Raw genomic sequence first — 23686 nt, 5'->3', positions numbered from 1 at the left:
ACACAAGCCCTGACTTAAACGGCTTCTGCCAGATCCAGGTCATAAGCCATCAATCTGGATACCGTCAAAGCGGACATGCCCTTCGCTGTCCAGCATCTTCAGGAGGGCTTTGCCCAGCGTGGATTTACCGGAACCGGATTCATCGACAATTCCCACGGTCTGACCCCGCTGCAGGGTCAGGCTGATATCATCCACTGCCCGGAACTGATCGACGATTTTGCCGAAGAAACCCGCCCGGATCGGAAACTCCACTTTAATGCTCTGAGCATCCAGGATCACGGGGGCATCCGGGCTGACCGGGGGCTTGGTGACTTTCGGATCAGAGGCCAGTAGCTCTTTGGTATAAGGGTGCTGGGGTTACGTAATACCTGATCCGTCTGCCCGGTTTCTACCAGTTCACCATGGCGCATCACACAGACCCGGTCAGCAAATTGATGCACTACGCCCAGATCATGGGTGATAAAGAGCACGGTCATACCGAATTTAAGCTGCAACTCTTGTATGGATATGATTTGGTAAATCAGGCCTTTTGATATTAAAACTATATTTTTATGGATTAACGTCCTGATTAATATGGCTATTTAAGGTTTTTACTGTGTTTGGTGTGCGACAAGAATTGTCATGATAAAGGCCTATCGCTCTGCCATTTGCTGAGCAAGTTTCTGCACAAGTGGTGCAAAAGTGAATGAAATTAGTCCGGCAACGGGCCAGGCGCTCATCCAGGCTCGCAGCCAGTGTGCCGGGTAATCTGCTGTAAATCCCAGGTTCAGCCAGGTCACCCAGGCCGTCATCAGACAGGACAGAATCAGAGACATCAGTGCTGATGCCCATAAACGTTGTTTCATTGCATTATCCTGGGCTGTTTAAGAGCTTGTCGGAGCAGAGAGTTCCGTAGCGTTATGGGTTGCCTGATTTCTTTTCTCCGCGCTTCTGGTCGGGGTAGTTCCCGCAGAAATCAGGTCATCTGTCGCAGGGCCCACAGGCGCAGCTTGCTCTCCCGGTAATGCCTGTAATTCGGTAATGGATACAACCTCGGTCATATTTCTGGCCAGATAATCCAGAGTATGATCCGCTTTAAAGTGAGCTTCCAGGCCTTCACGACCATGCCAGGATTCCCACAGAATAAACTCACCCGGTGTGCTGGTGTCTTCCAGAATTCGGAACATAATGCAGCCGGGTTCATATTGTGTTGCTTGCTCCAGCTCAGCCATCGCTGCACGAGCCAGGGCGGCATCTGTACCTTCGGTGAGCCGGATACGGGCTGTCATATCAAAGCGAGCGGGATGACTGGCAACAGAGGATCGGTTCTGTTGCTCTGATTGGGTTGATAATGGCAGAGGGTGATTATTCTGTGTCAGGTCTGTCATGGTTAGATGTCCTGTGCGTTTATATCTCAGTGCTAACGGCAAGGCCGGTGTACGGGATACCGTGATGATAGTAATAAGTCTGACAGGATTCTAAAAATGCAAATATAGTCATTTTTTAAAAGCTATTTTGCAATAATGAAAAGCTTGTGAATGAGTCGCCCTGCGATAAGACAGGAAAAGTATGATGCTGGATAATCTGAAAGTGTTTGTGGTCTGTGTTCAGGCTGGTAGTCTGAGTCGAGCTGCAACACAGGTTGATATGACGGTAGCAACCGTCTCCCGCAGACTGGATAGCCTGGAAGATGCCCTGGGGTGTCAGCTGCTTAATCGCTCTCCCAGAGGGGTGAGCCTGACAGCCCGAGGAGAGATTTATTATACTGAATGTGCAGAGCTGATTGCGGCGCTGGATCAGCGATTACTCAACCTGGATCAGACGCTGAATAGCCTGGCAGGTCCGTTAAAAGTGCTGGCACCGACAAACCTTGCGTGTGGTGTGCTGGCTCCTTTCTGGCGGGATTTTATTCAGCGTTACCCGGAGATTCAGCTAACGCTGAATGTCAGTAATTTCCGGGAAGATATGATTGCCAGCCGGGCTGATCTGGCTATCCGGGTTGGCCCTCAGCCTGACTCAGGATTACGGCAGAAAAAACTGGGGCATACCACGACGTTACTGGTGGCCGCAGCCAGTAAAACTGATCTGCCGTTAGATCTTACCAGCCTGGAGCATTATCCCAGTATTGCCAGTAATCTGATCCAGCAGTGGCACCTGACTTCAGGTCAGGGAGAGACCGTTAAGTTCAACAAACAACATCAGCATATCAGCGATGACCTGAATGTGGTGATGAATCTGGTTCAGGCCGGAGCCGGTATTGCTATGCTGCCGTCCAGTATGGTGTATCAGCTGCTGGAAGAGGGTGAGCTGCAGCAGGTGATGCCTGACTGGCAAGGCCCGATTCGGGAGGTCTATCTGGTCTGGCCCCATAAACACAGTCTGTCTGCCCGTGCTCGTGTGCTGCAAAGTGAATTGATACGTTTTCTGCAGCAACAAAGCTGGTTTAATTCACTTTAATTTCAATTTGCCCATGCTGACAGGAATAGATCAGATATTGCCGGGCTGCTGTGTCCTTATGTTACCGATTTTTACGGTGTTGATACGTCAGTACAGGTTTCGAATGCTAGTATAAGTCATGACTGCCATCAGAATGATTCTGTCAGAGGATAGGTGACCATGTCTGCTATATTTTTTCGTGATAACAGCTTTAACCGGGACATTGTTATTCCGATGGCTCGTTCGGCTTTCCTGCTGGTTTTTATGGCATTGATTGCATTGCCTGTCCAGGCATCATGGCAGCAGTTGGGGCGTCAGGCGGTATCCGGAGAAGCGGATATGAACTGGATTCAGGTTCGGAACCCGGATGGCTTCCGTCAGCTCCGTTTGATGGTCAAAGGCGCTGGAGTACGTATTCATCGTATGACACTGGTATTTCAGAATGGGGAAAGATATATAGCCAGAATCGATCGTTTTATTCCGGCCAATAGCGAATCTCATTTGATTAACTTGCCAGGAGGCAGTCGGGTTATCCGGCAAATCTCATTCTTTTATGATGCCCGTGGATTAGGTCAAAAGCGTTCTGTACTAAGTGTCTGGGGGCGCCCCTGATCTCTTTTTTTGATTTGTAAAATCAAACAGATACATTGCTTCTGGCAAACATGCTGATCCCAGGATGTTCTTCTTTTTGGTTCTCTGATTAATTTAACAATCTTGACGATACACCCCTTACCAGGAAATTATATGACTATGTCATGTAATTTCAGAGGGAAGGCAATGCAGGATCAGATAATAGATCAGGTTCGTCAGTTTAATCGCTTTTATACCCGCCAGATGGGGATTCTGAATGAGAAATTTCTGGACGGCCCACTGACACTGCCAGAGCTTCGGGTATTGTTTGAGGCAGCGGCTTCCGATGGTATTACGGTATCGGATCTGGTTAATCGGTTACGTATGGACCAGGGATATGTCAGCCGTCTGGTTGCCGGGCTGAAAAAGCAGCAGTTACTGCAGATGCAACCTGATCCGGATGATGGGCGTCGCAAGCAACTCAGACTGACGGAGCAAGGAGAAACGTTATACCGGACTCTGGAACTGAAGATGTGTCAGATACTGAAAGAACAGCTGATCCCTCTGAGTAGTGTACAGCAGACTCATCTGGTGCAATCCATGCAGCAGATTACTCATCTATTGCAGGAACACTCTGAACCTGAGATCGGTATTCGTCCGGCCAGAACCGGTGAGCTGGGGCTGATTGCTCAGCGGCATGCTGTGCTGTATGAGCAGGAACAAGGCTGGGGCAAAGGCTTTGAACTGGCAGTGATGCAGGTGATGTCGGATTATCTCCGTCAGACTCATTCAACCCGGCAGCAGGCCTGGGTTGCCGAGGTTGACGGGGCTTTCGCTGGATGTATTTTTGCTGTTCAGGAAGATGACACCAGTGCTCGTTTGCGCGCATTACTGGTTGAGCCGGATTATCGAAATCTGGGACTGGGCCGCTTGTTAATTGAACAGTGTCTGGCGTTCTGCAGAGAAAAAGAGTATCAGAAAGTTGTACTCTGGACCTGTGATGCCTTACAACAAGCCCGGAAACTGTATCGTCATTATGGTTTTCAGTGTCTGCGTCAGTGGCCTGAACAGGATTTTGGTAAAAACCTGAATAGTGAGCACTGGGAGCTGATTCTGGACTGATGGTCTGTAATTCTATGGGGTATCCGGTTGTTATGCTCAGCTCATAAAGCCGGTTTCAGGTCGTCCGCCAGCCATAAACACAGGGCCTGCCAGACAACATCGACCGCTTTGCTACGAGCACTTTTCCCCAGGCAGACCAGGTGAATCGGCTGGCTGTCCGGGTGACGCCACTCAGGAAATAGCAATTTAAGACTTCCTTCACGAAGCTCCTGACGTACCAGCATAGGGTCAGCCATAATAATGCCCTGTCCCATGCAGGCCAGCTCGACCAGAGTTCTGGCATCATCTGTAGCCATAGCGGTTTCAACCTGAAGTGTACGTATGGTGCCGTCGGCTGCCAGAAATGGCCAGTGGTCCAGATTAACGCCCCGGTTTTTAAATATCAGACACTGATGTTGCAATAACTGCTCGGGCTGGAAGGGTTCTCCGGCGTTTTGCAGATAATCCGGACTGGCCATCCAGCCCCAGTGTTTTTTCCCGATTCTGCGGGCAACCAGAGAGGAATCCGGCAGATGTCCAATACGCACGGCGATGTCGATACCTTCACTCAGCAGATCCACCACAGAATCATTCAGGCTTAGCTCAATGGTAATGGCCGGATAGTATTGCTTTAACTCTGCGATCCTGGGTAACAGATAACGCTGTCCTATCAGGGTCGAACTGCTGATTCTGACTCGCCCGGTGGGCTCATCCTGCTGATTGAGAATAAGTTGTTCCGTCTGCTCCAGAATCTCATCCAGGCTATGGGTGGATTCCAGTAGTGCTGCTCCGGCATCGGTCAGATGTAGCTGGCGGGTGCTGCGTTGTAACAGGCGTTGTCCGGTATAGTCTTCCAGCTGTATCACTTTTTTACTGACAGACGAACGAGGCAGGCCCAGCTGATCTGCTGCACCCTGAAAACTCCCTTGTTGTATAACAAGACGAAATACGCAGATATGGGCCAGATACTGGTGCAGTTGTTTCATACAGCAAACCTCTTCATTGATCCGGCCTGTCAGTCAGAACCGGTTTTTCATCCTGATCAGACGGATAGACCAGAAAGCATCAGACCAGGTTCCATCATAGCAGTATTATTGGTTCTGTTCGGGCAACAGTATGTTCGTGCCTGAGTGTCTTATTGCAACCTTCAGATCCTTTTACTCTGTGCTCCAGAACGATATTCATTCGATGACTCGAAGTTATATATTCAGGAGAACGTTATGGCTCAGCAGAAAACAATACTGATTACCGGTGCAACGGCAGGTATCGGTCTGGCATGCGCTCAGCATTTCATTGCACAGGGAGAACGGGTACTGATTACCGGGCGGAATCAGGAAAAACTGAATCGTATCAGTCAGCAGCTTAAAGAACAGGCTGAGGATGACGCTCAGGTGATTGCCTTGCTGTGTGACAGTGCGGATCTTTCTCAGATTCAGTCGATGTCGGCAAAGCTACAGGCTGATAATATCCGATTGGATGCACTGGTACTGAACGCCGGAGTATTTTATCCGGCATTGTTTCATGACAGCACAGAAGATCTGTTTGATCAGACTTTTGCTATCAATGTGAAAGGGCCCTTTTTTACTCTGCAGGCCTTACTGCCGGTAATGAATAACCCTGCCAGTGTTGTGCTGGTTTCCAGTATCGCTGTACGTAAGGCATTTGCAACAGCATCAGTATACTCGGCCAGTAAAGCCGCGATTGAAGGCTATGCCGGAGTGCTGAATGTGGAGCTGGCAGACCGGGGAATACGTGTTAACAGCATTCGTCCGGGAGTTACGTTGACAGAAATTCAGCACAAGGCAGGCATGAGTGAACAGGATATCTCTGATCTGAAAAATAATATGGCAGATACGCCTCTGGGTAGAGTTCTGGCGACAACAGATATGATTCCGGCAATTGCATATCTGGCATCTGATGCTTCGGAAGGTCTGCGTAATGCTCATCTGGATATTGATGGCGGTTTTGCGTTGTAGAGACTGTCTGTAATCCCGGTAACATTCATTTGTTGAAAAACTGCGAGGTATCTTCTGACTATTGAAGCTGATGTCAGACAGTGCTTCGCTTATCCCATCCGTTAGTTTCGTTTATCCAGGACATTTATCGTGAAAGGTGCTCTGCCAGAAAATCGATAAATACTCTTACTTTGGGAGCAAGTTGCCGATTATTGGCAAACACAGCATAGACAGGGGTCTCCTGTGATTCAAAGTTCAGTACCTGCAACAGGCCTTCATTGATCTCCTTCTGCACAAACCACTGAGGTATATAGATAACGCCTAATCCCATAACCGCAGCATCTCTCAGAATTGATAAGCTATTGGCTCTGAAATTACCGTTAACCCGGACCTCTTCAAACTGGCTATGCTGACCTAATCGCCATAATAACTGACTGGCAGTTGTACGAAATGACAGGCAGTTGTGCTGGCCCAGAGCCTGAATATCAGCAGGCTGTCCCTGTTTTTTAAAATAAGCAGGGCTAGCACAGACTACCGATGGACTGCTCATCAGTTTTCTTGCCACCAGACTGGAATCGTTCAAATGGCCGACACGAATCGCTATATCAATCGCGTCCTCTACAAGATCGACCAGTCTGGTATCCAGTGACAGTTGTAAATCTACTTCTGGAAAGCAGGAGAAAAATTCTGGCAATAACGGCAGGATGAAGGTTTCTGCAAAGTCTTTTTCTGCGGTGACATGCAGAATACCTCTCGGACGTTCGGTAAGCTGGCTCACTGCTAACTTTGCTGCACTCATCTCAGCATTAATGCGTAACGCATAGCTATGATAAATCTCTCCGGATTCTGTCAGGCTTTGCTTGCGCGTGGTTCGGTAAAATAGCCGAGCGCCAAGTTCATCTTCAATTTGTGATATCTGTCGGGATATGGCTGATGGGGTGACGTCAAAATACCGGGATGCTTCAGAGAAACTGCCCAGCTCAACAACTTTTACGAATACTTCCAGAGGAGTTCCAATCTTCATTTGTGAAATTTAAGCACAAGTCCTGTGTTCAATTTACTGTTTTTTGCGATTTAAGAAAAAGAAATACTACTTCCACAGTTATTCAAATACCTGTTACTTACTCTGGAAGAGGAAATATTATGTCGAAGGTCATACTGATTACTGGTGCTTCAAGTGGATTCGGTCGTTTAACCGCACTGAAATTGCTATCTGAACAGTACACTGTTTATGCAACGATGCGGGATATTAATGGAAAAAACGCCTCAGTGGCTAAAGAGTTGTCTGAGGCCGGTGCCAAAGTACATGAGCTTGATGTGACAGATGACAAATCAGTACAGACAGCCGTTGATACTATACTGCAAAATGAAGACAAAATAGACGTTCTGGTTAATAACGCAGGAATTGCTGCCTCAGGGATTTCTGAAAGTTTTGGCGCTGACCAGATACAGGCGATGTTTGATGTGAATGTTCTGGGCATATTTCGGGTAACTCAGGCGGTTCTGCCTTCAATGCGTGAATGTCATGAAGGCCTGATTATTAATATCGGTTCGATACTGGGGAGGGTGACGCTCCCGTTCTTTGGGCTTTATGGTGCGAGCAAATATGCTGTTGAAGCCATGACAGATAGCTTCTCATATGAGTTGTCTCAGCTGGGAATTGATGTTGTCCTGGTTCAACCTGGTGCCTATCCAACTAATATGTACACCAGCGCAATTGCCCCTAAGCAGCCAGAGCGGGTAAATACTTACGGTGACGTTGCCGAGCTACCTGCTGCAATTAGCTCAACCATTGCCTCTATGTTCCAGGGTAAGAATGCGCCGCAACCTGTTGATGTTGCTAACAGCATCTTTGCACTGATTAAGCAGCCCAGAGGGAAAAGGGATAAGAGAGTTGTTGTGGGTAACAGCTTTGGTGCAGATGTAGCCAATAACCACATAGCTCCGATTCAATCTCAATTGATGCAGGCCCTGGGGCTGAGTGCATTGGAACAAACCAGGGTGTAAATCTCATTACTGGTGAAAACACTTCTCCGGGATCAGTGCAAAAGCTTTGATCCCGTTTCCTTTCAAGGAATGTATGGGTAATACTATCCGAACTAAACCTGTCAAAATGGCCTGTGCTTTGTCAGCCACAGGCCAGAATATACTTTACTTTTTAACCCAGCCATTGCCCAGATCGATAAAGTGTCCTGATCGGGTTTTGTTAATCACTTTTTTACCGGCCAGCTTTTCCACTTCCTGTAAAGGAATGCCGTTGTCTATCGCCAGTTTCTTATAATGAGCTTTGCGCTGAGCATTGACGCTATCAACCATAGGTTTAACTTTCTGGGCCTGACTGATGATACCCAGATAGCCCGTGTAACGTTCACCGACCCAGCCATTGTTTTTTGCCTGATCCAGTTCGTCTGCCATAACAGCCTGCATCATAGCCAGAGAGATCAGCAGGATACTGGCAAATTGTTTAACTAATTTCATAATCAGACTCCTTAAAACAGGTCACTGTTCTCGCTGAACAGGTCATCCAGTTGTTTATCCACTTTCACGCGGATCTCATGGTCAATTTTGACGTTCAGATTGATGGTGATGGGCTCTTTTGCTGCCACTTCAATTTTGGGTGTGCAGGCGGTGAGCCAGCCCAGTGCCAGCAATGGGATGAGCAGTCGTACCATATCAGTATTTCCTTTGTACGGTTTTATCCAGCGTTTGGCTGATCTGTTCGCTTAATCTTAATGCTTTGAGTAACGTAAGGATATTCTGTTCCACATTAAAATTAAGTCGAACCGGCTGTCGTTCAGCCCGGTTTTCGCCAGAGACTTTAATCTGCATCAGCAGATTACCGGTTTTATTCATGTCTATCAGGCCACTCAGGCTATCGTAATGCAGGTGATTCAGGTGGCGCAGACTGGCTCCCAGTGTCTGATTCTGTTCCAGCATCGACTGCCATGCCGGGTTACGTTGCAGGATCAGCTCACCTGTTCCTGTGGTATAAATCTGCCCTTGTTGAATCTCTGTGCCATCATCATAGAGTCTTACGGGCAGGTCTCCGGATAACTGGCCTGTCACACTGATCTGCTGGCTTTCTGCCAGGTTAATCAGTTTCTGGATATTTATTTCTCTGAGCTGAATCTGTACCGGACGAGGGGTAAAAGGGTAACTCAGCTGATCAAAGCTTAATGAACCATCAAAGGCTTCAGCCTGTCCGTCTGTCAGTGTGATCCGGAAAGGCTTTTGCTCTGCTTCTGTTCCGGGCGTTAAGGTGTAATATCCTGTCAGTCCGGTTGTGAGTGAGGTTAATTCGACACCGGTAAACGCGCGCTCAGCGGTAAGTTGCGTGGGTTGTAAATGAATACGCTGCTCTTTCAGGATCAGAGGCAATTCGGTGCTGAGTTTATTGATCTGATAGCCCTGATATTGTCCACTCATTTCCCGAATACTGATCTGTGCAGATATGGCTTCCGGGGATTGAATATCGGCCTGCCATTCCAACTCACCGGTATCCAGTGTCAGTTCTTCCGGTAAGTTGATACTTCGGGCAAGATCCCCCAGCAGCAGGCTACGGGCACTTTTTATCTGGCCGGAAGGAGGCTGATTCTGACTGCCTGTCAGTTGATACTCAATGGCCATAGGGGCACTGTCTCCATTACCCTGTAGCTTCCAGCTGAACTGTCCGGCATGTGAGATTGTCAGAGCCATATTGTTCTGTAACTGAATATCCTGAATACCGACAAGCTGTGGGTGTGCCAGCTTCATGCGCAATTCCGAGGGCAGGTTCAGTGTGCCGGTTTGAGTATTCCACTGCCAGCGGATGTCAGGTGTTACTGTTAAACGACCGGAGTACAACTGCATCTGATGGTTTAATCCGGTCTTGCCGATATCCAGCACAAAAGGCGTGCTGTCGCTTTTATAACTCAACTGGTTTTGTGAGTTGTTCAGCTTTAACTGGCCGCCACCGGTCAGCTGAATCGGAATCTGCTGACCCGGTAACAACCATTGACTCAGTTGCTGAGCCAGTGATTGAGCCCTTGGCTGAGAAGGTACTGAGCCTGTGGCTGCGTCTGCATTGATCTGATCAGGATGAGGTGGCTCTGTTGTCTGATCTAACAGCCAGCGATCCTGACTGGCAGTATTTAACCTGGCCTGACTGGTCAGAGCCAGATTGAGATTGCTACTGAATTGCCAGTGAGAGGCTGGTTCGGTGGTGATCTGGTTATCCGTACTGGAAGATGGCTGAGGATCCGATAACAGAGCCAGATTGAGCTGGCTGGCCTGAATATCCAGGGAGACGGGTTGTAACTGAATGGCTCCACTGCCGCCTTCTATACTTTCCTGGCGTTGATATTCACTGTGCAGCTGCAGGCTGTCTCCGGTCAGGGTTTTCTGTACCAGATCTGCTGTCCAGCGCCCGCTTTCTGGTTGTAGTTTTCCTTGTCCTGGGGTGAGTTCAAACTGGTATGGCGTCTGCCCGGATGGCTCCAGAGGCATTGTCGTCGGTGCTAATCCAGCAAGCTGATTCAGGCAAGCTCCCTGATAGCTCAGTTCAGGCAGAGCCCGTGGCAGGAGTTCAACAATCGCGCTGCTCAGGTCAAGCTGAAAATCAAGCTGCGTTCTGTTTTGCAGGCGTAAGCGGCAGTGAGCGGTCTGCATGGGTGAATCTGGCAGATAAGCGTTGAACTGGCCGTTCAACTGAGTCTGGCCGAGCCTGGCCTGCAGGCTGATGGTTTTATCCTGCCAGTAAGCGGGCTGAAACAGCTGTGCCAGCTGATCCTGGGTTAAACGTTCCTGTGTTGTCTCTGCTATGGTGCCAGAGTTTGAATCGGCAGAATGATCCGTGCTGTCTGATTCGGCAATCAGGGGGGATAGCCATTGCTGTAGCTGCTGGCGATTACTCTCCAGAGGGAGTTCCAGGGTAACAAGGGTGCTATCGGATAAAATCAGTTGCAGCTCAGAGATCAGTGGTTGTTCACTGATCAGTTTAAAGATCCATTGCCCCTGTTGATAAATCAGCTCTGTGGATAACCGGGCGCTGACAGGGCTATCGACAGCCAGGTTCTCTGCTACCGGCAGATCCAGCTGAATATCTCTGACACGGAAATGGGTCAGTCCGGTTTGCAGACGCAGATTTTCAAGCTGCTGGTACACCAGTGCCGGGTACTCGGGCAGAGTTTGTAGCAGTTCAGTCAGTGTGGTCGGAGACGATTTGGTATTGTCCGGGCTCTGTAATACGGGCTGAAACTGCAGCTGATGAACTGTAATCTGGTCTCTGTCTGGATGGTAAATCAGGTTTTTCAGCTGCAGTGTGCCCAGGTGTTTCAGGTCAAGTTCGGCGCTGGATAGCTGCAGAGGAGAGTAAATATCCAGCTGACTGATCTGTATCGGTTGTCCCTCAAAAGCCTGATTGATTGCAGGCAGCAACCAGAGTGAACGGCTGAACCAGATCACTGCCAGTAATACAAAAGGCAGAAAGACTAACAGAAAAAACAACTTCAGCGTTTTCAGCATAACAGGATCTCTGATCGGATCATGATGGTCAGTGGGTGTCCATCTGCAGTGGTATTGACAGAGTATCCACAACAGAGTGACTCATAACAGTGCTTCTGATAACAAGCGGGTTGATCTGCCTGAGCAGGCCCAGGCATTGATAGTGACAGAAGCTAACCATAAAAAAACCGGATACAGATCATAAGACCTCACTATCCGGTTTTTTATTCATCAGGTATTTACTTTGTAAGCCTCTGTCAGAGTCTTAAAAGCTCTGTCATTCAGCACTAAGCCGGTTACAGGCGCATCTCAATACCCTGAGCAGCCATATAGGCTTTGGCTTCCGGAACGGTATATTCACCGAAGTGGAAAATACTGGCTGCAAGTACGGCATCAGCATGGCCTTTCAGTACACCATCGGCCAGGTGCTGCAGGTTGCCAACACCACCTGATGCAATAACCGGAACCGGAGTGGCGTTACTGATAGCACTGGTCACTTCCAGATCAAAACCGTTTTTAGTGCCATCCCGGTCCATACTGGTCAGCAGAATTTCACCGGCACCGTATTCAGTCATTTTGACCGCCCATTCAACGGCATCAATACCTGTTGGCTTACGGCCTCCGTGGGTAAATATCTCCCAGCGGCCAGGCTCTCCTTCTGCGCTGACGCGTTTGCAGTCGATGGCGACAACAATGCACTGACTGCCAAAGCGTTCGGCTGCTTCCCGGACAAAATCAGGGTTAAACACCGCAGCGGTGTTAATACCTACCTTATCAGCGCCCGCATTCAGCATGCGGCGAATATCATCGCAACTGCGGATACCGCCACCGACTGTCAGAGGGATAAATACCTCACTGGCAATCTCTTCAACCATATGTACCGTGGTGTCGCGGTCTTCATTACTGGCGGTAATGTCCAGGAAGGTGATCTCATCGGCACCCTGTTCGTTGTAACGCTTAGCTACTTCAACCGGGTTACCGGCATCGCGGATGTCAACAAAGTTCACGCCTTTTACAACGCGGCCTTTATCCACATCCAGACATGGAATAATTCGTTTTGCCAGTGCCATCTCAGGCTCCTGTCGCTCTTGCAGGCCCTAGGGCCAATCTGTCGATGTCTGTGACTGTCAGCGGTTACAGTAACTGTACAGGCTGACAGACAGGGTTTTATCGCGGTGTCCGGTGATCAGACCTGACCATTCCACCCGGCAAAGTTCTTCAGCAGCTGAAGACCGGCGTGGTGGCTTTTTTCCGGGTGGAACTGTACGGCCACTACGTTATCGTGGGCCAGTGCCACATGGCAGGTTTTACCATAGGTGGTTTCGCCAATGACCTGAGCCGGATTACCGGCTTCTACATAGTAGCTGTGGACAAAGTAGAAGCGGGTGTCATCTTCAATACCCTGCCAGATCGGATGGTTACCACTCTGTCTGACCTTATTCCAGCCCATATGAGGCACTTTCAGTTTTTCACCCTGCTCATCCAGCAGAGGGTCGCCGAAAAAGCGCACATGGCCATCAAACTGAGCCAGGCAGTCAACACCATCATTCTCCTCGCTATCCTGCATTAAAGCCTGATAACCGACACAGATGCCCAGAAAAGGTTTGCCTGAGGCGATATTTTCCCGGACCACTTTATCCACACCCAGACGGCGGATCTCAGCCATACAATCCCGGATAGCACCCACTCCGGGTAGCACCACATGTTCAGCATTACGAATCACTTCCGGGTCAGAAGTGACAATAACCTGCTGATCATTGGCGACATGTTCCAGCGCTTTCGATACGGAGTGCAGATTGCCCATACCGTAATCGATCACTGCAATTGTTTTCATCATGTTTGTCCTGTTATTAGCTTGCCCTGGCTGGTCAGGTTTTCCAGTCAGGGCAAATCAGGCAGATCAGGCTGCCTGTGACTCAGAAATGCTTACAGACTGCCTTTGGTAGAAGGCATCATTCCGGCCATTCTCGGGTCTTCTGTCAGAGCCATACGTAACGCACGACCAAAGGCTTTAAAAATAGTTTCAGCCTGATGGTGAGCGTTGTAGCCCTTCAGATTATCAATATGCAGTGTGACATCGGCATGATTCACAAAGCCATGAAAGAACTCTGAAAACAGCTGAGTATCGAATTTACCAATACTACCGCGGGTAAACTCGACATTCATAAACAGACCTGCACGGCCTGAGAAATCGATAACCACACGGGACAGGGCTTCATCCAGAGGCACATAGGCGTGGCCATAGCGGGTCATACCTTTTTTATCGCCGACGGCTTTAGCAAAGGCCTGGCCCAGAGTAATGCCCAGATCTTCTACCGTATGGTGATCGTCGATATGCAGATCGCCTTTCGCGACAATATCCATATCAATCAGGCCATGACGGGCAATCTGGTCGATCATATGTTCAAGAAAGGGCACACCGGTATCTATATTCAGTTTACCTGTGCCATCAAGATTCACGGAAACCTTAATCTGGGTCTCCAGGGTGTTACGCTCTACGCTTGCGGTACGCTCCGCCATTATGATCTCCGGAGGATGCTTATTATCAAAAGAATTTGAATTATAGAGAATACCGATGGCTATCCGCTACAATGCATCGACGTTTACAAGCATATAACGCCTGTCCGGGTGTTATTTCCGGTGATTATTCCGGTCGAAATCAACTCAGGGTTTACGGAGACTTGATATGCCCGTTTTACTTCAGACACTGCATGACACCTCAGATCCGGCGCTGCTGGAGCAACTCAGTAAAATCTATCATGATGCCGAACCCGAGCGTTTATCGCAGTCCGGACAGGAAAACGTGACCGTTGAAAATTTTATCCAGAACGTGCTGGCCGATGAAACACGTTCTTTTTACTGTGCTTTGTTTAATGAACGCCTGATCGGTGCTTTGGTTATTCATAAGCCGGGCGATGATACTCAGTGGGCCATGTCGCATCTGTGTGTGCGCAAGGTAACCCGTCGCAGAGGTGTTGGCAGCCGTTTACTGGCACTGACGCTGCAGGCTGCAAAGGATGAGGGTGCAGCCCTGATTGCTCCGGCAGATGCTCTGATGACACCGGATCATATTATTCTGCAGCGTATGGGCTATCAGTTGACGGAGCAGAGTGATGGCTACTTATTAAATCATCGCTGAAGCGATGAACTATTCTTGAAAAGACAGAAGCATACCGGCATTCTGAGATACATTGATTGTCTGTGTTTTTTCTATTTGCAATAGCCGGACAGCCCTGTGCTGCAAAGGAAGGTATTAAGGTGAAATTGCTGTTTAAATCTCTGGCTTATCTGATTTCAATACTGCTGGCGATCATTATCGCTCTGGTGATCTATCTGACGCAGTTTCTGGATGCCAACAGTTATAAACCCCTGATCATGGAACAGGCTGCGCAGGCCGGTGTACCCCTTGAACTGAACGGTGATCTTGAGATCTCGGTTTATCCCTGGCTGGGTGCACGCATTGCCGGAGTCAGGGTATTGCACCCTGAGACCAGAGATCCGGCACAGCCGTTTGCCCGCATTGATGAGGCGGGTATCAAGCTGAAACTGATGCCGCTTCTTACTGGCGCTGTTGAAGTGGATCGCATTCTGCTGGATGGCCTGTATGCTGATATTGAGATTGATCAGCAGGGGCGTGGCAACTGGGAAGTTTTCATACCGAAGGCCGACAAATCGCCAGAGCAAGCCGGAAATGAGGGCACTGGTGAACCATCAGCGGATCAACCGACAGCCTCTGGTAATCCTCTGACGCTGGCTGTTGCCGGTATTGATATCACTAATACTCAGCTGAATTTCACCGATCACAGCCAGCAAGTCAGTGCCCGTATTGAGCAACTGGAATTGCATAGTGACAGCATTACGCTGAAGAAAAACTTTCCGTTCAGCCTGAAAACCCGCATGACCAGCCGAAACCCGGATCTGACTGCAACGCTGGATCTGAACAGCCAGGTGTATCTTGACCTGTCGGAACAGCATTACCGTCTGAGTGATCTTAAGCTGAATGCGCAGGCACAGAGTCCTCTGATAGGACCAACTCCGGTTAAGTTATCTGTCAGCAGTGCACTGGATGCCCGTATGGATAGCCAACAAATCAGTATTCAGCAACTGGCCGTACAGGTGAGGGATCTGGTGCTACAGGCTGAAGGTTCGGCGCCTGTCAGTGCCAATCTGGATCTGTCATTACCTGAGGCCGCACTTAATTTGGCGCAACAGCGTTACCAGCTGCCCGGTCTGGAAATGAAATTGTTTGCACAGACGCCTGCTATCGGGCAACAGCCATTCAGTCTTGATCTGAAAACCGGTGTCGATGCTAACCTGCAATCCGGCGCTGTCTCTGTGCCAGAATTGATGCTGACTCTCAGCAAACTGAGTTACCAGCCGGATGCAGAGGCCAGACCCATTCAGGCGGATCTGGTGCTGAAATCATCTGCTCAGCTGAATCTTAATAGCCAGCGTTATACGTTACCCGGACTCACGATAAATGGACAGGTTTCTCCGGGATCGGAGGATGGCAAAAGCCTTCCTGTTAAGCTGATGCTCAGTGCCGATGCGGATCTGAGTAAACAGGTGGCGGAATTAAAACCATCACAGCTGAAACTGGGGGATATCACTATCACGATACAGGCTCTGGCCCGTCAGCTGAAGGATAACCCTCTGGTCGAGGGAGGGATACGGATTGATGAGTTTGTACCGGCTGAGTTTCTTCAGCAGTTAAATATTGCTTTACCTGAAAGAGCAGATCCTGAAACTCTGCAAAGCTTTTCTCTGATCAGTCGGCTGCAGCTGAAAGATAATCTGGCCCGTTTGCATGATCTGACACTTAAAGCAGATGACAGCACACTGAAGGGGCAGGCCGGAATGAACCTGTTGTCTCAGGCTCTGATGGCGGATCTGGCGCTGGATCAGATTAATCTGGATCGCTATCTGCCACCGCCTGCGCAGACTGAAGAGACGACCGGGGATACTTCTGAGCCGAAAACCGATCAGCCTTCTTCAGAGTCAGGCGCACCTGCTGATACCGGAGCGGCTAAAGAGCCTGAGCTGATTCCGGTTGATCTGCTGAAGCCGTTAAAGGCTAAGGCTCGCCTGACGATTGATCAGTTACAGGTTAAACAGCATCCGATTCGTGATGTATTGCTGGATGTCAGTGCAGAGAATGGTCTTGTGAAACTGAATGCCGCTAATCTGGCTCTTTACCAGGGCACGGTTACCAATCAGGCGACACTGGATCTGAATCAGCAGCCAATCCGTATGAAGATCAGCCACAGAACAAAAGGGGTTGAGATTAAACCGCTGCTGATGACCGCCTCTGAATTTGATGGTTTTGAAGGGACGACACATCTGCAGGCGGATATGACCGCCAGCACCCGTTATATGAGTACGATTATGGCGAGCCTGAATGGCAACGCCAGCTTTAACGTGCTCAAAGGTGCTTTTAACCGGATTAATGTACCAAAAGAGCTGTGTTATGCCGCCGGAGGGCAGGTGCAAGTTGCTGAATGGTCGCCAAATACCGATTTTACCTCTATGAAGGGCGATATCCGTTTTACCAATGGTATCGGTAATAATGAAAACCTGACGGTGGCGATTCCAGGGGTAACCATTACCGGTTTTGGCCTGGTGAATTTGCCTGCCAGTGAGTTTACTTACAATATCGGGGCAAATATTACTAATGCTAACGATAAGGTCTGTAAGGTGAAGTCGACTCTGAAAGCGATTCGCTGGCCTGCAGAGTGTAAGGGTGGTTACGGGACCGGGCTTGATTTCGGCTGTGTATTTGATGTTGCAGCCATTGGCGATACGCTGAAAAATATTGCCCGGCAAGAGTTGCAGGCGACACTGGATAAAGAAGAAGCCCGCCTGAAAGCAAAACTGGCAGAAGAGCAGGATGAACTGAGACAGAAACTGAAAGCAGAACAGAAAAGAGCAGAAGAAAAAGCCAGAAAAGAACTGGAGCGGGCCTTGCAGAAACTGTTCTGATGGGATTACAGTCGCTGACTATCTGCCTGGATTCAAGTAATAAGTGCAATCCAGACTTGATCTGACCGTATAAGGGCTGGCCGTCGTGCCAGCCTTTTTTATTAGCTTAAAAACAACGAAAAAATTGTGACTACTGATTTAAATTCTGATTCATTACAACGGCATCCGGCGAGCGATGTATCTGATGCGATTCTGGCCTGGTTTGATCAGCATGGTCGTAAAAACCTGCCCTGGCAGCATCCTAAAACAGCCTATCGGGTCTGGCTGTCTGAGGTTATGCTACAGCAGACTCAGGTGGCTACTGTGATACCTTATTTTGAGCGCTTTATCGAACGCTTTCCGGATGTTCAGAGTCTGGCGCAGGCTGAAGTTGACGAGGTGTTGCATCTGTGGACCGGGCTGGGATACTACGCCAGGGCGAGAAATCTGCATAAGTGTGCTCAGGTGGTTTGTGAGCAGCATCAGGGCAAGTTTCCGGTGACGGTGGATGAGCTGGCTGCATTGCCCGGTATAGGACGGTCAACGGCAGGGGCTGTATTATCGATTTCGCAGAATCGCTATGCGCCTATTCTGGATGGTAACGTTAAACGCTTTCTGGCGCGTTTACACTGTGTGCCTGGCTGGCCGGGCAGTACTTCGGTGCAGAAAGTGCTGTGGACACTGGCGGAGCATTATACTCCTCGTGAACGCTGTGCTGATTATACGCAGGCGGTGATGGATCTGGGAGCGACGCTGTGTACGCGACGTAATCCGTTATGTGATGAATGTCCGTTATATACCTGGTGCGCTGCCAGAGTGACGGCAAGCCAGCATAGCTTTCCGGCATCTAAACCGAAAAAAGAACGTCCTGTTCGTCATGCAAACCTGTATTTGCTGACTCATCAGGGACGTATTCTGCTAGAGCAACGCCCTCCGACAGGTTTATGGGGTGGGTTATGGAGTCTGCCGGATCAGGAGTCTGTTGCTTTTTTCTGTACACTGTCGGAGCGTTCTGGACGTGATGATGAACAGGGCGTGTTGTATCAGACGCTGACTCACCAGTTTTCACACTTCACGCTGCAGGCTAAGATCTTTCATAAAGAAATTTCATTACCGGATCAGGTGGCGGAAAAAAACTGGTGCTGGTATCACCCTGAACAACCAGAAGAAATTGGTTTACCAGGCCCAATCCATAAGCTGTTACATAAGATGTCCTCCAGCCTGCTATAGGTCAGGGCATCTGACTGACATTATTTTCTCTGTTATTGATTCAAGGAATTCTGATTATGAGTAATACCGTTTTCTGTAAAAAATATCAGCAGGAACTGAAAGCACTGGACTTTCCTCCATTTCCCGGAGTTAAAGGCCAGGAAATTATGCAGACGGTTTCTGAACAGGCCTGGCAGGCCTGGCAAAAATACCAGACCATGCTGATTAATGAGAAACGCCTGAATATGATGAGCCCGGAAGCCCGGACTTTTCTGTCTGAAGAAATGGAGAAGTTTTTCTCTAATGCTGATGATCTGGCTCCTGTAGAGGGGTACGTGCCTCAGGATAAGCCTGTGGAACAATAAGCTGCTGAAATTTTTTAAAAAACTTAAAAAAAGTGTTGACGGTGAAACGGGTTTCCTGTTTAATACGTCCCCGTTGGCCGGATAGCTCAGTTGGTAGAGCAGAGGATTGAAAATCCTCGTGTCGGCGGTTCGATTCCGTCTCCGGCCACCATTTAGAGATTTGGGGTATCGCCAAGCGGTAAGGCACCGGTTTTTGGTATCGGCATTCCCAGGTTCGAATCCTGGTACCCCAGCCATCTCTTGCCGGTATAGCTCAGTAGGTAGAGCAACTGACTTGTAATCAGTAGGTCCCGGGTTCAATTCCTGGTGCCGGCACCATTTCTTTTTTATGCCGTATCATTTTAAGATGTCGTAGATGGCTTCTTACATCCTGCCGGTATAGCTCAGTAGGTAGAGCAACTGACTTGTAATCAGTAGGTCCCGGGTTCAATTCCTGGTGCCGGCACCATTATCCTTCCTTATGAATATTTCCGTATGACACAGTAATATGTAATCAGAATGATTTTATATTCTGTCAGATGCTAATCTATCAGGAAAATAGAGTCGTATTATCTGGTGTCCGGACTGAGTGCGTCAGCTATGTTTATGGTTTGCTGTATGCTCATGATTTATTCTTTTATTCAGGATGCCTGTTGCATACACTGTAAATATCCAGACTGAATAAATTACTGAATGAATGTCGCACTCTAATAAGATCCTGCTGGTTGATAACTCGCCTTTTTTTCTGAATATTCTCAGAGAAGCCATTGTCGCAAAAAGCCATTTTGAAGCGGATGTATCTGTTGCTTCCAGCCGTCAGGAAGCTCTGTCTTGTCTGAAAAGCAGCGATGGCTGGCTGGTCGTCATTAGTGGCTATGAGTTGCCTGATGCCAGTGGTGGGGAGTTTATTCAGGATACACTGGCGTTTAATATACCGGTGATTATGCTGACTTCTGCGCTGACAGAATCGGAGCGACAAAAAGCTCTGCGGTTGAATATTGTTGATTACTTCCCAAAAGATACGAATTGTTTTTCTGAAGTGGCCGGGCTGGTAAATCAACTCAGAGATAATCATCGTCATAAGATTCTGATTGTGGATGATTCACCGGCGTTCTGCTCCTTTGCTGAGCGTTTGTTGTTAAGCCAGAATTACCAGGTACAGGTTTGCCACTCTGCCCTGGAAGCCATGACGCTGATCCGGAAGGATGCTGATATTACGCTCACTCTGATTGATTATATTCTTCCTGATATGGATGGCAGTCAGCTGATTCCTCGTTTGAGAACGTCCAGAAATGCTAATAGCCTGCCAATTATTGCGATTTCTGCTTTTGATGAGAAAAATATTGCGGCCAGAATGATTAAAGCAGGTGCCAGTGATTTTCTGCTTAAGCCGGTAGATCATGAAGAATTACTACTGCGTATTCGTAGTAGTCTCAGGCTGCTGGATCAGTTTAATTATGCTGAGCAGGCCAGGATAGAGGCTCAGGAAGCCAATCGGGCTAAATCCCAGTTCTTATCTCGCATTAGTCATGAATTTCGTACACCTTTGAACGCAATTATCGGCTTCAGCCAGCTGTTATCCGGAGATGATAATCTGGATAAAGAGCAACTGGAGTGTCTGGAAGAGATTCATCATGCCAGTGAACATCTCCTTAGTCTGATTAATGAAGTGCTGGATCTGAGCCATATTGAATCCGGAAAGGTGAAGGTACTGATTTCTGCAGTCAAAGCCAGTGAGCTGGTTCAGGAGGCTGGGCGCATGCTGATTAATCAGGCAGAAGAGAAAGGGGTTAAGTTGAGTTTACCGGATGTTATTGCGGATAATCGTGATCTGCTGGTAACCGATGGTGGACGAATCAAGCAGATTCTGATCAATCTGATCAGCAATGGTATTAAATACAACAGAGAAGGTGGTTCTCTGATAGTCTCTCTGGAGGCAGTGGATGGTGCATGTGTTTTCTCGGTTAAAGATACCGGTTCAGGCATTGATGAAAAGCATCTGGACACCTTGTTTGATCCTTTTACCCGAGCGCATTCGGAGCAATTGAAGATCGAAGGTAATGGGCTGGGGTTATCGATCTGTAAAAAACTGGCTGATTTACTGGGTGGTGAGATCCGTGTGCACAGTATTCTGGGTGAAGGTAGTACTTTTACGCTGAGGCTTCCTGTTGAGCCTCCGGAGGCATTATTGACGTCTGGGATGTGTCGATTGTAAAACAGAGCAGCAGGCTGCGTTCAGGCGAATAATAAAAAACCCGGACTTATTCAGTCCGGGCTTTTTATTTTTGCAGTCATATGCATGGATTGTAATCAGAACACTTCATCTGGTTTTAACTCAAACAGACGCTCTTCAATCTCAACATTGACCTCATTTCCTTCCGCTTCCGCCTTATCTTTTTCTTCATTCAGATAGCTGACGGTACCGGTATCTTCACTGAAACCCTGGTCAACAATGATCTCAACACGACGGTTTTTAGATCTGTTTTCACGGTTATCATTAGGTACCAGAGGCTTGGTGTCAGCATAGCCAATCACTTTCATGCGGTCTGGTGTCACCAGTTGATCAAGTTCCAGTTCGTAGGCTACAGACGCTGCGCGAGCTGACGACAGATCCCAGTTTGAACGGAAGCGATCGGTATTGATCGGGATATCATCAGTATGCCCTTCAATCGTGATCTTGCCTGGCGTTGCCGCCAGAGCCTGGCGAATTTTGTCCATAATCTGTTCAAACTGTTCTGACAGCACGGCACTTCCCGGAGAGAAAGAACCTTTCTCTTCAACCCGGATAATGATGTTGCGTCGGCGTGATTCTACCTGAATCTTACCTTCTTCAATTTCCTCTTTCAGGATGCGGGCGATCGCCTCAGCATCGGCTTCTGTCTGAGATTCTTTTTCGGTTACGGTCTGAACACTTTCCGTTCGGAGATTGGGTTCAGTCTCTGTTGTTTTCTGCTGAATAATCTCCAGAGGGTTCGGTTCAGGTTTTCCCGGAGTGTAGTTCTGCATAATCACGCTGGTACCCATGGGAATATCCTCTGCGCGAACCTGCTTCTGTACACCGTAGGCGTTACGTAGTTCACCTGCCAGACGTTTAAACTTGATAACGTCCATTTCCGAAAATGACAGCAGCAGAACGAAGAAGCACATTAACAGTGACATCAGGTCTGCGAATGTCATTACCCAGGCAGGTATGCCCGCGGGGCATTCGCACTCTTCGTCTTCTTCCGACATAAACTGTGATCCTGTATTTTCCGTTAGTGTCCGTTATTCTGCCGCGGGTTGATCAAAGTTAGCATCATCCCGAGTGCCTGCTGGCAGGTAGTTACGCAGCATATCCTCAATCACGCGAGGGTTCTGGCCAGCCTGGATTGCGAGCAGAGCATCGATAATGATTGCCTGGATACGGGCTTCTTCTGTCATGCGAAGGTCCAGCTTGTCAGCAATTGGGATACAGATCATCGTTGCCAGCATCGCTCCGTACAGGGTGGTCAGAAGGGCTACTGCCATCGCAGGCCCAATGGATTTAGGATCATCCATGTTAGCCAGCATCTGCACCAGACCAATCAGCGTACCAATCATCCCCATCGCCGGGCCTACATCACCCAGCGCGGTAAAGACTTTTGCACCCCACTTGTGACGTTCCAGAGTCAGTGAACGGTCTTTTTGCAGCATGGTCTTAACGACTTCTCTGTCCTGACCATCAACCAGAAGCTGCATGCCGTTTTTCAGAAAGGCGTTATCAACCTCTTTCTCTTCCAGTGCCAGTAAGCCGCCTTTACGAGCTACCTGCGCGACATCAACCAGTACACCGATGATCTCTTCAGGAGATTCCAGCTTAAAAGCAAATGCTTTAGCGGCGACTTTGACCGCCCCGAGAAACTGACCAAGAGAAAATTTAGCCAGCACCACAAACATGGAGCCGCCGATGACGATCAATAAGGAGGGTGGGTTGATGAAGATTGTCGGGTCACCACCGAGCACCATAGCCATGGCTACAATAGCGACTGCGCCGATAATACCAAGCAGGGTTGCGATATCCACTCTAGAACTCCTTGGTTCCTTTTAAATAAAAATCTGTGCTACAGCTCTTAGCATAGGATGAAATCTGCTTCATCATCATATGTAACATTATGCAACTTTTTCCAGTAACGCCGTATGATAACCAGTTTTCCCCATTCATTGAATGGCTATGCTGCACTACTTTAGCTTTCCCGATATCTTATTTTGCAGTTATTACGATACTTTACCTCAGACCTGCCATTAAAGCCCAGACAAAATAAAACGGTTCAACGGGCTGATTTTCAAAGCATTCCTGATATTACGACGTATAATATCTTTTAACTATTGAACCTGTCCCGGATCTCCGGTAACTTCTGCCGGTTTAATTCAGGGGGATTTCTATGGCTCCTGCAGAACAAGCCAAAGATTTTGCCGGCAAAATGGCTGAACTTGAAACACTGGTGAATCAGCTGGAAACCGGAGACCTGTCTCTGGAAGAGTCTTTACAGGCTTTCGAAACCGGGGTGCAGCTGATTCGGGAGTGCCAGAATCGCCTTCAACATGCTGAACAGAAAGTTTCTCAGTTACTGGAACAGGATGGCCAGCTGACAGAGCAGCCTGCAGCAGGACATCTTCATACGGAATAAGAACAGA

25 protein-coding genes and 4 tRNA genes are annotated in these 23686 nt (G+C 48.5%); 15 read left to right on the top strand and 14 right to left on the bottom strand.

Annotation, left to right across the window (positions count from 1 at the left end; translation table 11 throughout):
* Window positions 1–39 precede the first annotated feature (39 nt).
* The 4 genes from H4O21_RS08665 to H4O21_RS08650 all read right to left on the bottom strand — a co-directional run bounded on the left by H4O21_RS08665 (window position 40) and on the right by H4O21_RS08650 (window position 1367).
* Window positions 40–279, bottom strand: coding sequence for an ATP-binding cassette domain-containing protein (locus H4O21_RS08665; protein WP_182808456.1), 240 nt, complete (start codon window positions 277–279; stop codon window positions 40–42).
* Window positions 276–476: a hypothetical protein gene (locus H4O21_RS08660; protein ID WP_182808455.1), complete on the bottom strand. Its 201-nt coding sequence runs from the start codon at window positions 474–476 to the stop codon at window positions 276–278. The genes H4O21_RS08665 and H4O21_RS08660 overlap by 4 nt, the downstream gene beginning before the upstream one ends.
* A gap of 156 nt (window positions 477–632) precedes the next feature.
* Window positions 633–845: a DUF2798 domain-containing protein gene (locus H4O21_RS08655; protein ID WP_182808454.1), complete on the bottom strand. Its 213-nt coding sequence runs from the start codon at window positions 843–845 to the stop codon at window positions 633–635.
* Between the two features lie 18 nt (window positions 846–863).
* Entirely contained in the window at window positions 864–1367 is a 504-nt protein-coding gene (locus H4O21_RS08650) for a putative quinol monooxygenase (protein WP_182808453.1), read from the bottom strand.
* Between the two features lie 181 nt (window positions 1368–1548).
* Here H4O21_RS08650 and H4O21_RS08645 point away from each other — a divergent pair, with 181 nt between their 5' ends.
* From H4O21_RS08645 to H4O21_RS08635, 3 genes are all read left to right on the top strand, one after another.
* The gene (locus H4O21_RS08645; RefSeq protein WP_255487215.1) at window positions 1549–2436 is read left to right on the top strand and encodes a LysR family transcriptional regulator; all 888 of its coding nucleotides are present in this window, start codon (window positions 1549–1551) and stop codon (window positions 2434–2436) included.
* A gap of 159 nt (window positions 2437–2595) precedes the next feature.
* The gene (locus H4O21_RS08640; RefSeq protein WP_182808452.1) at window positions 2596–3027 is read left to right on the top strand and encodes a DUF2541 family protein; all 432 of its coding nucleotides are present in this window, start codon (window positions 2596–2598) and stop codon (window positions 3025–3027) included.
* A 132-nt stretch (window positions 3028–3159) separates the two neighbouring features.
* Entirely contained in the window at window positions 3160–4107 is a 948-nt protein-coding gene (locus H4O21_RS08635) for a bifunctional helix-turn-helix transcriptional regulator/GNAT family N-acetyltransferase (protein WP_182808451.1), read from the top strand.
* A gap of 41 nt (window positions 4108–4148) precedes the next feature.
* On the opposite strand, the gene H4O21_RS08630 is transcribed toward H4O21_RS08635, so the two are convergent.
* On the bottom strand, window positions 4149–5072 hold the full coding sequence (locus tag H4O21_RS08630; protein WP_182808450.1) for a LysR family transcriptional regulator: 924 nt from the start codon (window positions 5070–5072) through the stop codon (window positions 4149–4151).
* A 234-nt stretch (window positions 5073–5306) separates the two neighbouring features.
* Between H4O21_RS08630 and H4O21_RS08625 the strand changes: the two genes are divergently transcribed.
* The gene (locus H4O21_RS08625) at window positions 5307–6062 is read left to right on the top strand and encodes an SDR family oxidoreductase (RefSeq protein ID WP_182808449.1); all 756 of its coding nucleotides are present in this window, start codon (window positions 5307–5309) and stop codon (window positions 6060–6062) included.
* Window positions 6063–6186: 124 nt separating this feature from the next.
* On the opposite strand, the gene H4O21_RS08620 is transcribed toward H4O21_RS08625, so the two are convergent.
* Window positions 6187–7065 (bottom strand): LysR family transcriptional regulator, encoded by an 879-nt coding sequence (locus H4O21_RS08620; protein ID WP_182808448.1) that lies wholly within the window; start codon window positions 7063–7065, stop codon window positions 6187–6189.
* A 119-nt stretch (window positions 7066–7184) separates the two neighbouring features.
* Here H4O21_RS08620 and H4O21_RS08615 point away from each other — a divergent pair, with 119 nt between their 5' ends.
* Window positions 7185–8048: an SDR family NAD(P)-dependent oxidoreductase gene (locus H4O21_RS08615; protein WP_182808447.1), complete on the top strand. Its 864-nt coding sequence runs from the start codon at window positions 7185–7187 to the stop codon at window positions 8046–8048.
* Between the two features lie 144 nt (window positions 8049–8192).
* Here H4O21_RS08615 and H4O21_RS08610 read toward each other — a convergent pair whose 3' ends face one another.
* The 6 genes from H4O21_RS08610 to hisB form a co-directional block, all read right to left on the bottom strand.
* Entirely contained in the window at window positions 8193–8519 is a 327-nt protein-coding gene (locus H4O21_RS08610; RefSeq protein ID WP_182808446.1) for a YdbL family probable chaperone protein, read from the bottom strand.
* Between the two features lie 11 nt (window positions 8520–8530).
* Window positions 8531–8713, bottom strand: a complete 183-nt coding sequence (locus H4O21_RS08605) for a YnbE family lipoprotein (RefSeq protein ID WP_182808445.1) — start codon at window positions 8711–8713, stop codon at window positions 8531–8533.
* A 1-nt stretch (window position 8714) separates the two neighbouring features.
* Entirely contained in the window at window positions 8715–11543 is a 2829-nt protein-coding gene (locus H4O21_RS08600) for an intermembrane phospholipid transport protein YdbH family protein (protein WP_182808444.1), read from the bottom strand.
* A 275-nt stretch (window positions 11544–11818) separates the two neighbouring features.
* Window positions 11819–12592 (bottom strand): imidazole glycerol phosphate synthase subunit HisF, encoded by a 774-nt coding sequence (hisF, locus tag H4O21_RS08595; protein ID WP_182808443.1) that lies wholly within the window; start codon window positions 12590–12592, stop codon window positions 11819–11821.
* A gap of 116 nt (window positions 12593–12708) precedes the next feature.
* Window positions 12709–13356, bottom strand: a complete 648-nt coding sequence (gene hisH / locus H4O21_RS08590; RefSeq protein WP_182808509.1) for an imidazole glycerol phosphate synthase subunit HisH — start codon at window positions 13354–13356, stop codon at window positions 12709–12711.
* Between the two features lie 92 nt (window positions 13357–13448).
* A complete protein-coding gene (hisB, locus tag H4O21_RS08585; protein ID WP_182808442.1) occupies window positions 13449–14042 on the bottom strand; it encodes an imidazoleglycerol-phosphate dehydratase HisB in 594 nt (197 codons plus the stop codon).
* Between the two features lie 166 nt (window positions 14043–14208).
* On the opposite strand from hisB, the gene H4O21_RS08580 reads away from it, so the two are divergent.
* The 9 genes from H4O21_RS08580 (at window position 14209) to H4O21_RS08540 (ending at window position 21248) form a co-directional block, all read left to right on the top strand.
* Window positions 14209–14661, top strand: coding sequence for an acetyl-CoA sensor PanZ family protein (locus tag H4O21_RS08580; protein ID WP_182808441.1), 453 nt, complete (start codon window positions 14209–14211; stop codon window positions 14659–14661).
* Window positions 14662–14780: 119 nt separating this feature from the next.
* Window positions 14781–17501 (top strand): AsmA family protein, encoded by a 2721-nt coding sequence (locus H4O21_RS08575; RefSeq protein WP_182808440.1) that lies wholly within the window; start codon window positions 14781–14783, stop codon window positions 17499–17501.
* A gap of 126 nt (window positions 17502–17627) precedes the next feature.
* Window positions 17628–18710: an A/G-specific adenine glycosylase gene (mutY, locus tag H4O21_RS08570; RefSeq protein ID WP_182808439.1), complete on the top strand. Its 1083-nt coding sequence runs from the start codon at window positions 17628–17630 to the stop codon at window positions 18708–18710.
* 56 nt (window positions 18711–18766) lie between these two features.
* Window positions 18767–19054 (top strand): oxidative damage protection protein, encoded by a 288-nt coding sequence (locus tag H4O21_RS08565; protein WP_182808438.1) that lies wholly within the window; start codon window positions 18767–18769, stop codon window positions 19052–19054.
* Between the two features lie 75 nt (window positions 19055–19129).
* A tRNA-Phe gene (locus tag H4O21_RS08560) sits at window positions 19130–19205 on the top strand.
* Between the two features lie 10 nt (window positions 19206–19215).
* A tRNA-Gln gene (locus H4O21_RS08555) sits at window positions 19216–19290 on the top strand.
* 6 nt (window positions 19291–19296) lie between these two features.
* Window positions 19297–19372 (top strand) — tRNA-Thr (locus H4O21_RS08550).
* 54 nt (window positions 19373–19426) lie between these two features.
* Window positions 19427–19502, top strand: a tRNA-Thr gene (locus H4O21_RS08545).
* Window positions 19503–19730: 228 nt separating this feature from the next.
* Complete coding sequence (locus tag H4O21_RS08540) at window positions 19731–21248, top strand: response regulator (RefSeq protein ID WP_182808437.1); 1518 nt, start codon at window positions 19731–19733, stop codon at window positions 21246–21248.
* A 95-nt stretch (window positions 21249–21343) separates the two neighbouring features.
* Here the strand turns inward: H4O21_RS08540 and H4O21_RS08535 are convergent, their stop codons facing one another.
* Both H4O21_RS08535 and pomA read right to left on the bottom strand, forming a co-directional pair.
* A complete protein-coding gene (locus H4O21_RS08535) occupies window positions 21344–22264 on the bottom strand; it encodes a flagellar motor protein MotB (RefSeq protein WP_182808436.1) in 921 nt (306 codons plus the stop codon).
* Window positions 22265–22297: 33 nt separating this feature from the next.
* Window positions 22298–23074 (bottom strand): flagellar motor protein PomA, encoded by a 777-nt coding sequence (gene pomA, locus H4O21_RS08530; protein WP_182808435.1) that lies wholly within the window; start codon window positions 23072–23074, stop codon window positions 22298–22300.
* Window positions 23075–23433: 359 nt separating this feature from the next.
* Here pomA and H4O21_RS08525 point away from each other — a divergent pair, with 359 nt between their 5' ends.
* Window positions 23434–23679 carry an exodeoxyribonuclease VII small subunit gene (locus tag H4O21_RS08525; RefSeq protein WP_182808434.1) on the top strand — a complete coding sequence of 82 codons (246 nt, stop codon included), beginning with the start codon at window positions 23434–23436 and terminating at the stop codon, window positions 23677–23679.
* Window positions 23680–23686: the final 7 nt, after the last annotated feature.

It is taken from the genome of Oceanospirillum sediminis (assembly GCF_014164585.1).
GTDB classification, from domain to species: Bacteria; Pseudomonadota; Gammaproteobacteria; order Pseudomonadales; family Halomonadaceae; genus Oceanospirillum; species Oceanospirillum sediminis.
This window is presented reverse-complemented; position numbering and strand designations above follow the sequence as displayed.

Coding starts and splice junctions, on each gene's coding strand:
- H4O21_RS08650 (WP_182808453.1), bottom strand. CDS start 1,367: ATGACAGACCTGACACAGAATAATCACCCTCTGCCATTATCAACCCAA.
- H4O21_RS08630 (WP_182808450.1), bottom strand. CDS start 5,072: ATGAAACAACTGCACCAGTATCTGGCCCATATCTGCGTATTTCGTCTT.
- H4O21_RS08645 (WP_255487215.1), top strand. CDS start 1,549: ATGATGCTGGATAATCTGAAAGTGTTTGTGGTCTGTGTTCAGGCTGGT.
- H4O21_RS08625 (WP_182808449.1), top strand. CDS start 5,307: ATGGCTCAGCAGAAAACAATACTGATTACCGGTGCAACGGCAGGTATC.
- H4O21_RS08565 (WP_182808438.1), top strand. CDS start 18,767: ATGAGTAATACCGTTTTCTGTAAAAAATATCAGCAGGAACTGAAAGCA.
- H4O21_RS08655 (WP_182808454.1), bottom strand. CDS start 845: ATGAAACAACGTTTATGGGCATCAGCACTGATGTCTCTGATTCTGTCC.
- hisB (WP_182808442.1), bottom strand. CDS start 14,042: ATGGCGGAGCGTACCGCAAGCGTAGAGCGTAACACCCTGGAGACCCAG.
- H4O21_RS08580 (WP_182808441.1), top strand. CDS start 14,209: ATGCCCGTTTTACTTCAGACACTGCATGACACCTCAGATCCGGCGCTG.
- H4O21_RS08615 (WP_182808447.1), top strand. CDS start 7,185: ATGTCGAAGGTCATACTGATTACTGGTGCTTCAAGTGGATTCGGTCGT.
- hisF (WP_182808443.1), bottom strand. CDS start 12,592: ATGGCACTGGCAAAACGAATTATTCCATGTCTGGATGTGGATAAAGGC.
- H4O21_RS08635 (WP_182808451.1), top strand. CDS start 3,160: ATGACTATGTCATGTAATTTCAGAGGGAAGGCAATGCAGGATCAGATA.
- H4O21_RS08535 (WP_182808436.1), bottom strand. CDS start 22,264: ATGTCGGAAGAAGACGAAGAGTGCGAATGCCCCGCGGGCATACCTGCC.
- H4O21_RS08605 (WP_182808445.1), bottom strand. CDS start 8,713: ATGGTACGACTGCTCATCCCATTGCTGGCACTGGGCTGGCTCACCGCC.
- H4O21_RS08610 (WP_182808446.1), bottom strand. CDS start 8,519: ATGAAATTAGTTAAACAATTTGCCAGTATCCTGCTGATCTCTCTGGCT.
- H4O21_RS08525 (WP_182808434.1), top strand. CDS start 23,434: ATGGCTCCTGCAGAACAAGCCAAAGATTTTGCCGGCAAAATGGCTGAA.
- hisH (WP_182808509.1), bottom strand. CDS start 13,356: ATGAAAACAATTGCAGTGATCGATTACGGTATGGGCAATCTGCACTCC.
- H4O21_RS08620 (WP_182808448.1), bottom strand. CDS start 7,065: ATGAAGATTGGAACTCCTCTGGAAGTATTCGTAAAAGTTGTTGAGCTG.
- H4O21_RS08600 (WP_182808444.1), bottom strand. CDS start 11,543: ATGCTGAAAACGCTGAAGTTGTTTTTTCTGTTAGTCTTTCTGCCTTTT.
- H4O21_RS08640 (WP_182808452.1), top strand. CDS start 2,596: ATGTCTGCTATATTTTTTCGTGATAACAGCTTTAACCGGGACATTGTT.
- H4O21_RS08660 (WP_182808455.1), bottom strand. CDS start 476: ATGACCGTGCTCTTTATCACCCATGATCTGGGCGTAGTGCATCAATTT.
- H4O21_RS08540 (WP_182808437.1), top strand. CDS start 19,731: ATGTCGCACTCTAATAAGATCCTGCTGGTTGATAACTCGCCTTTTTTT.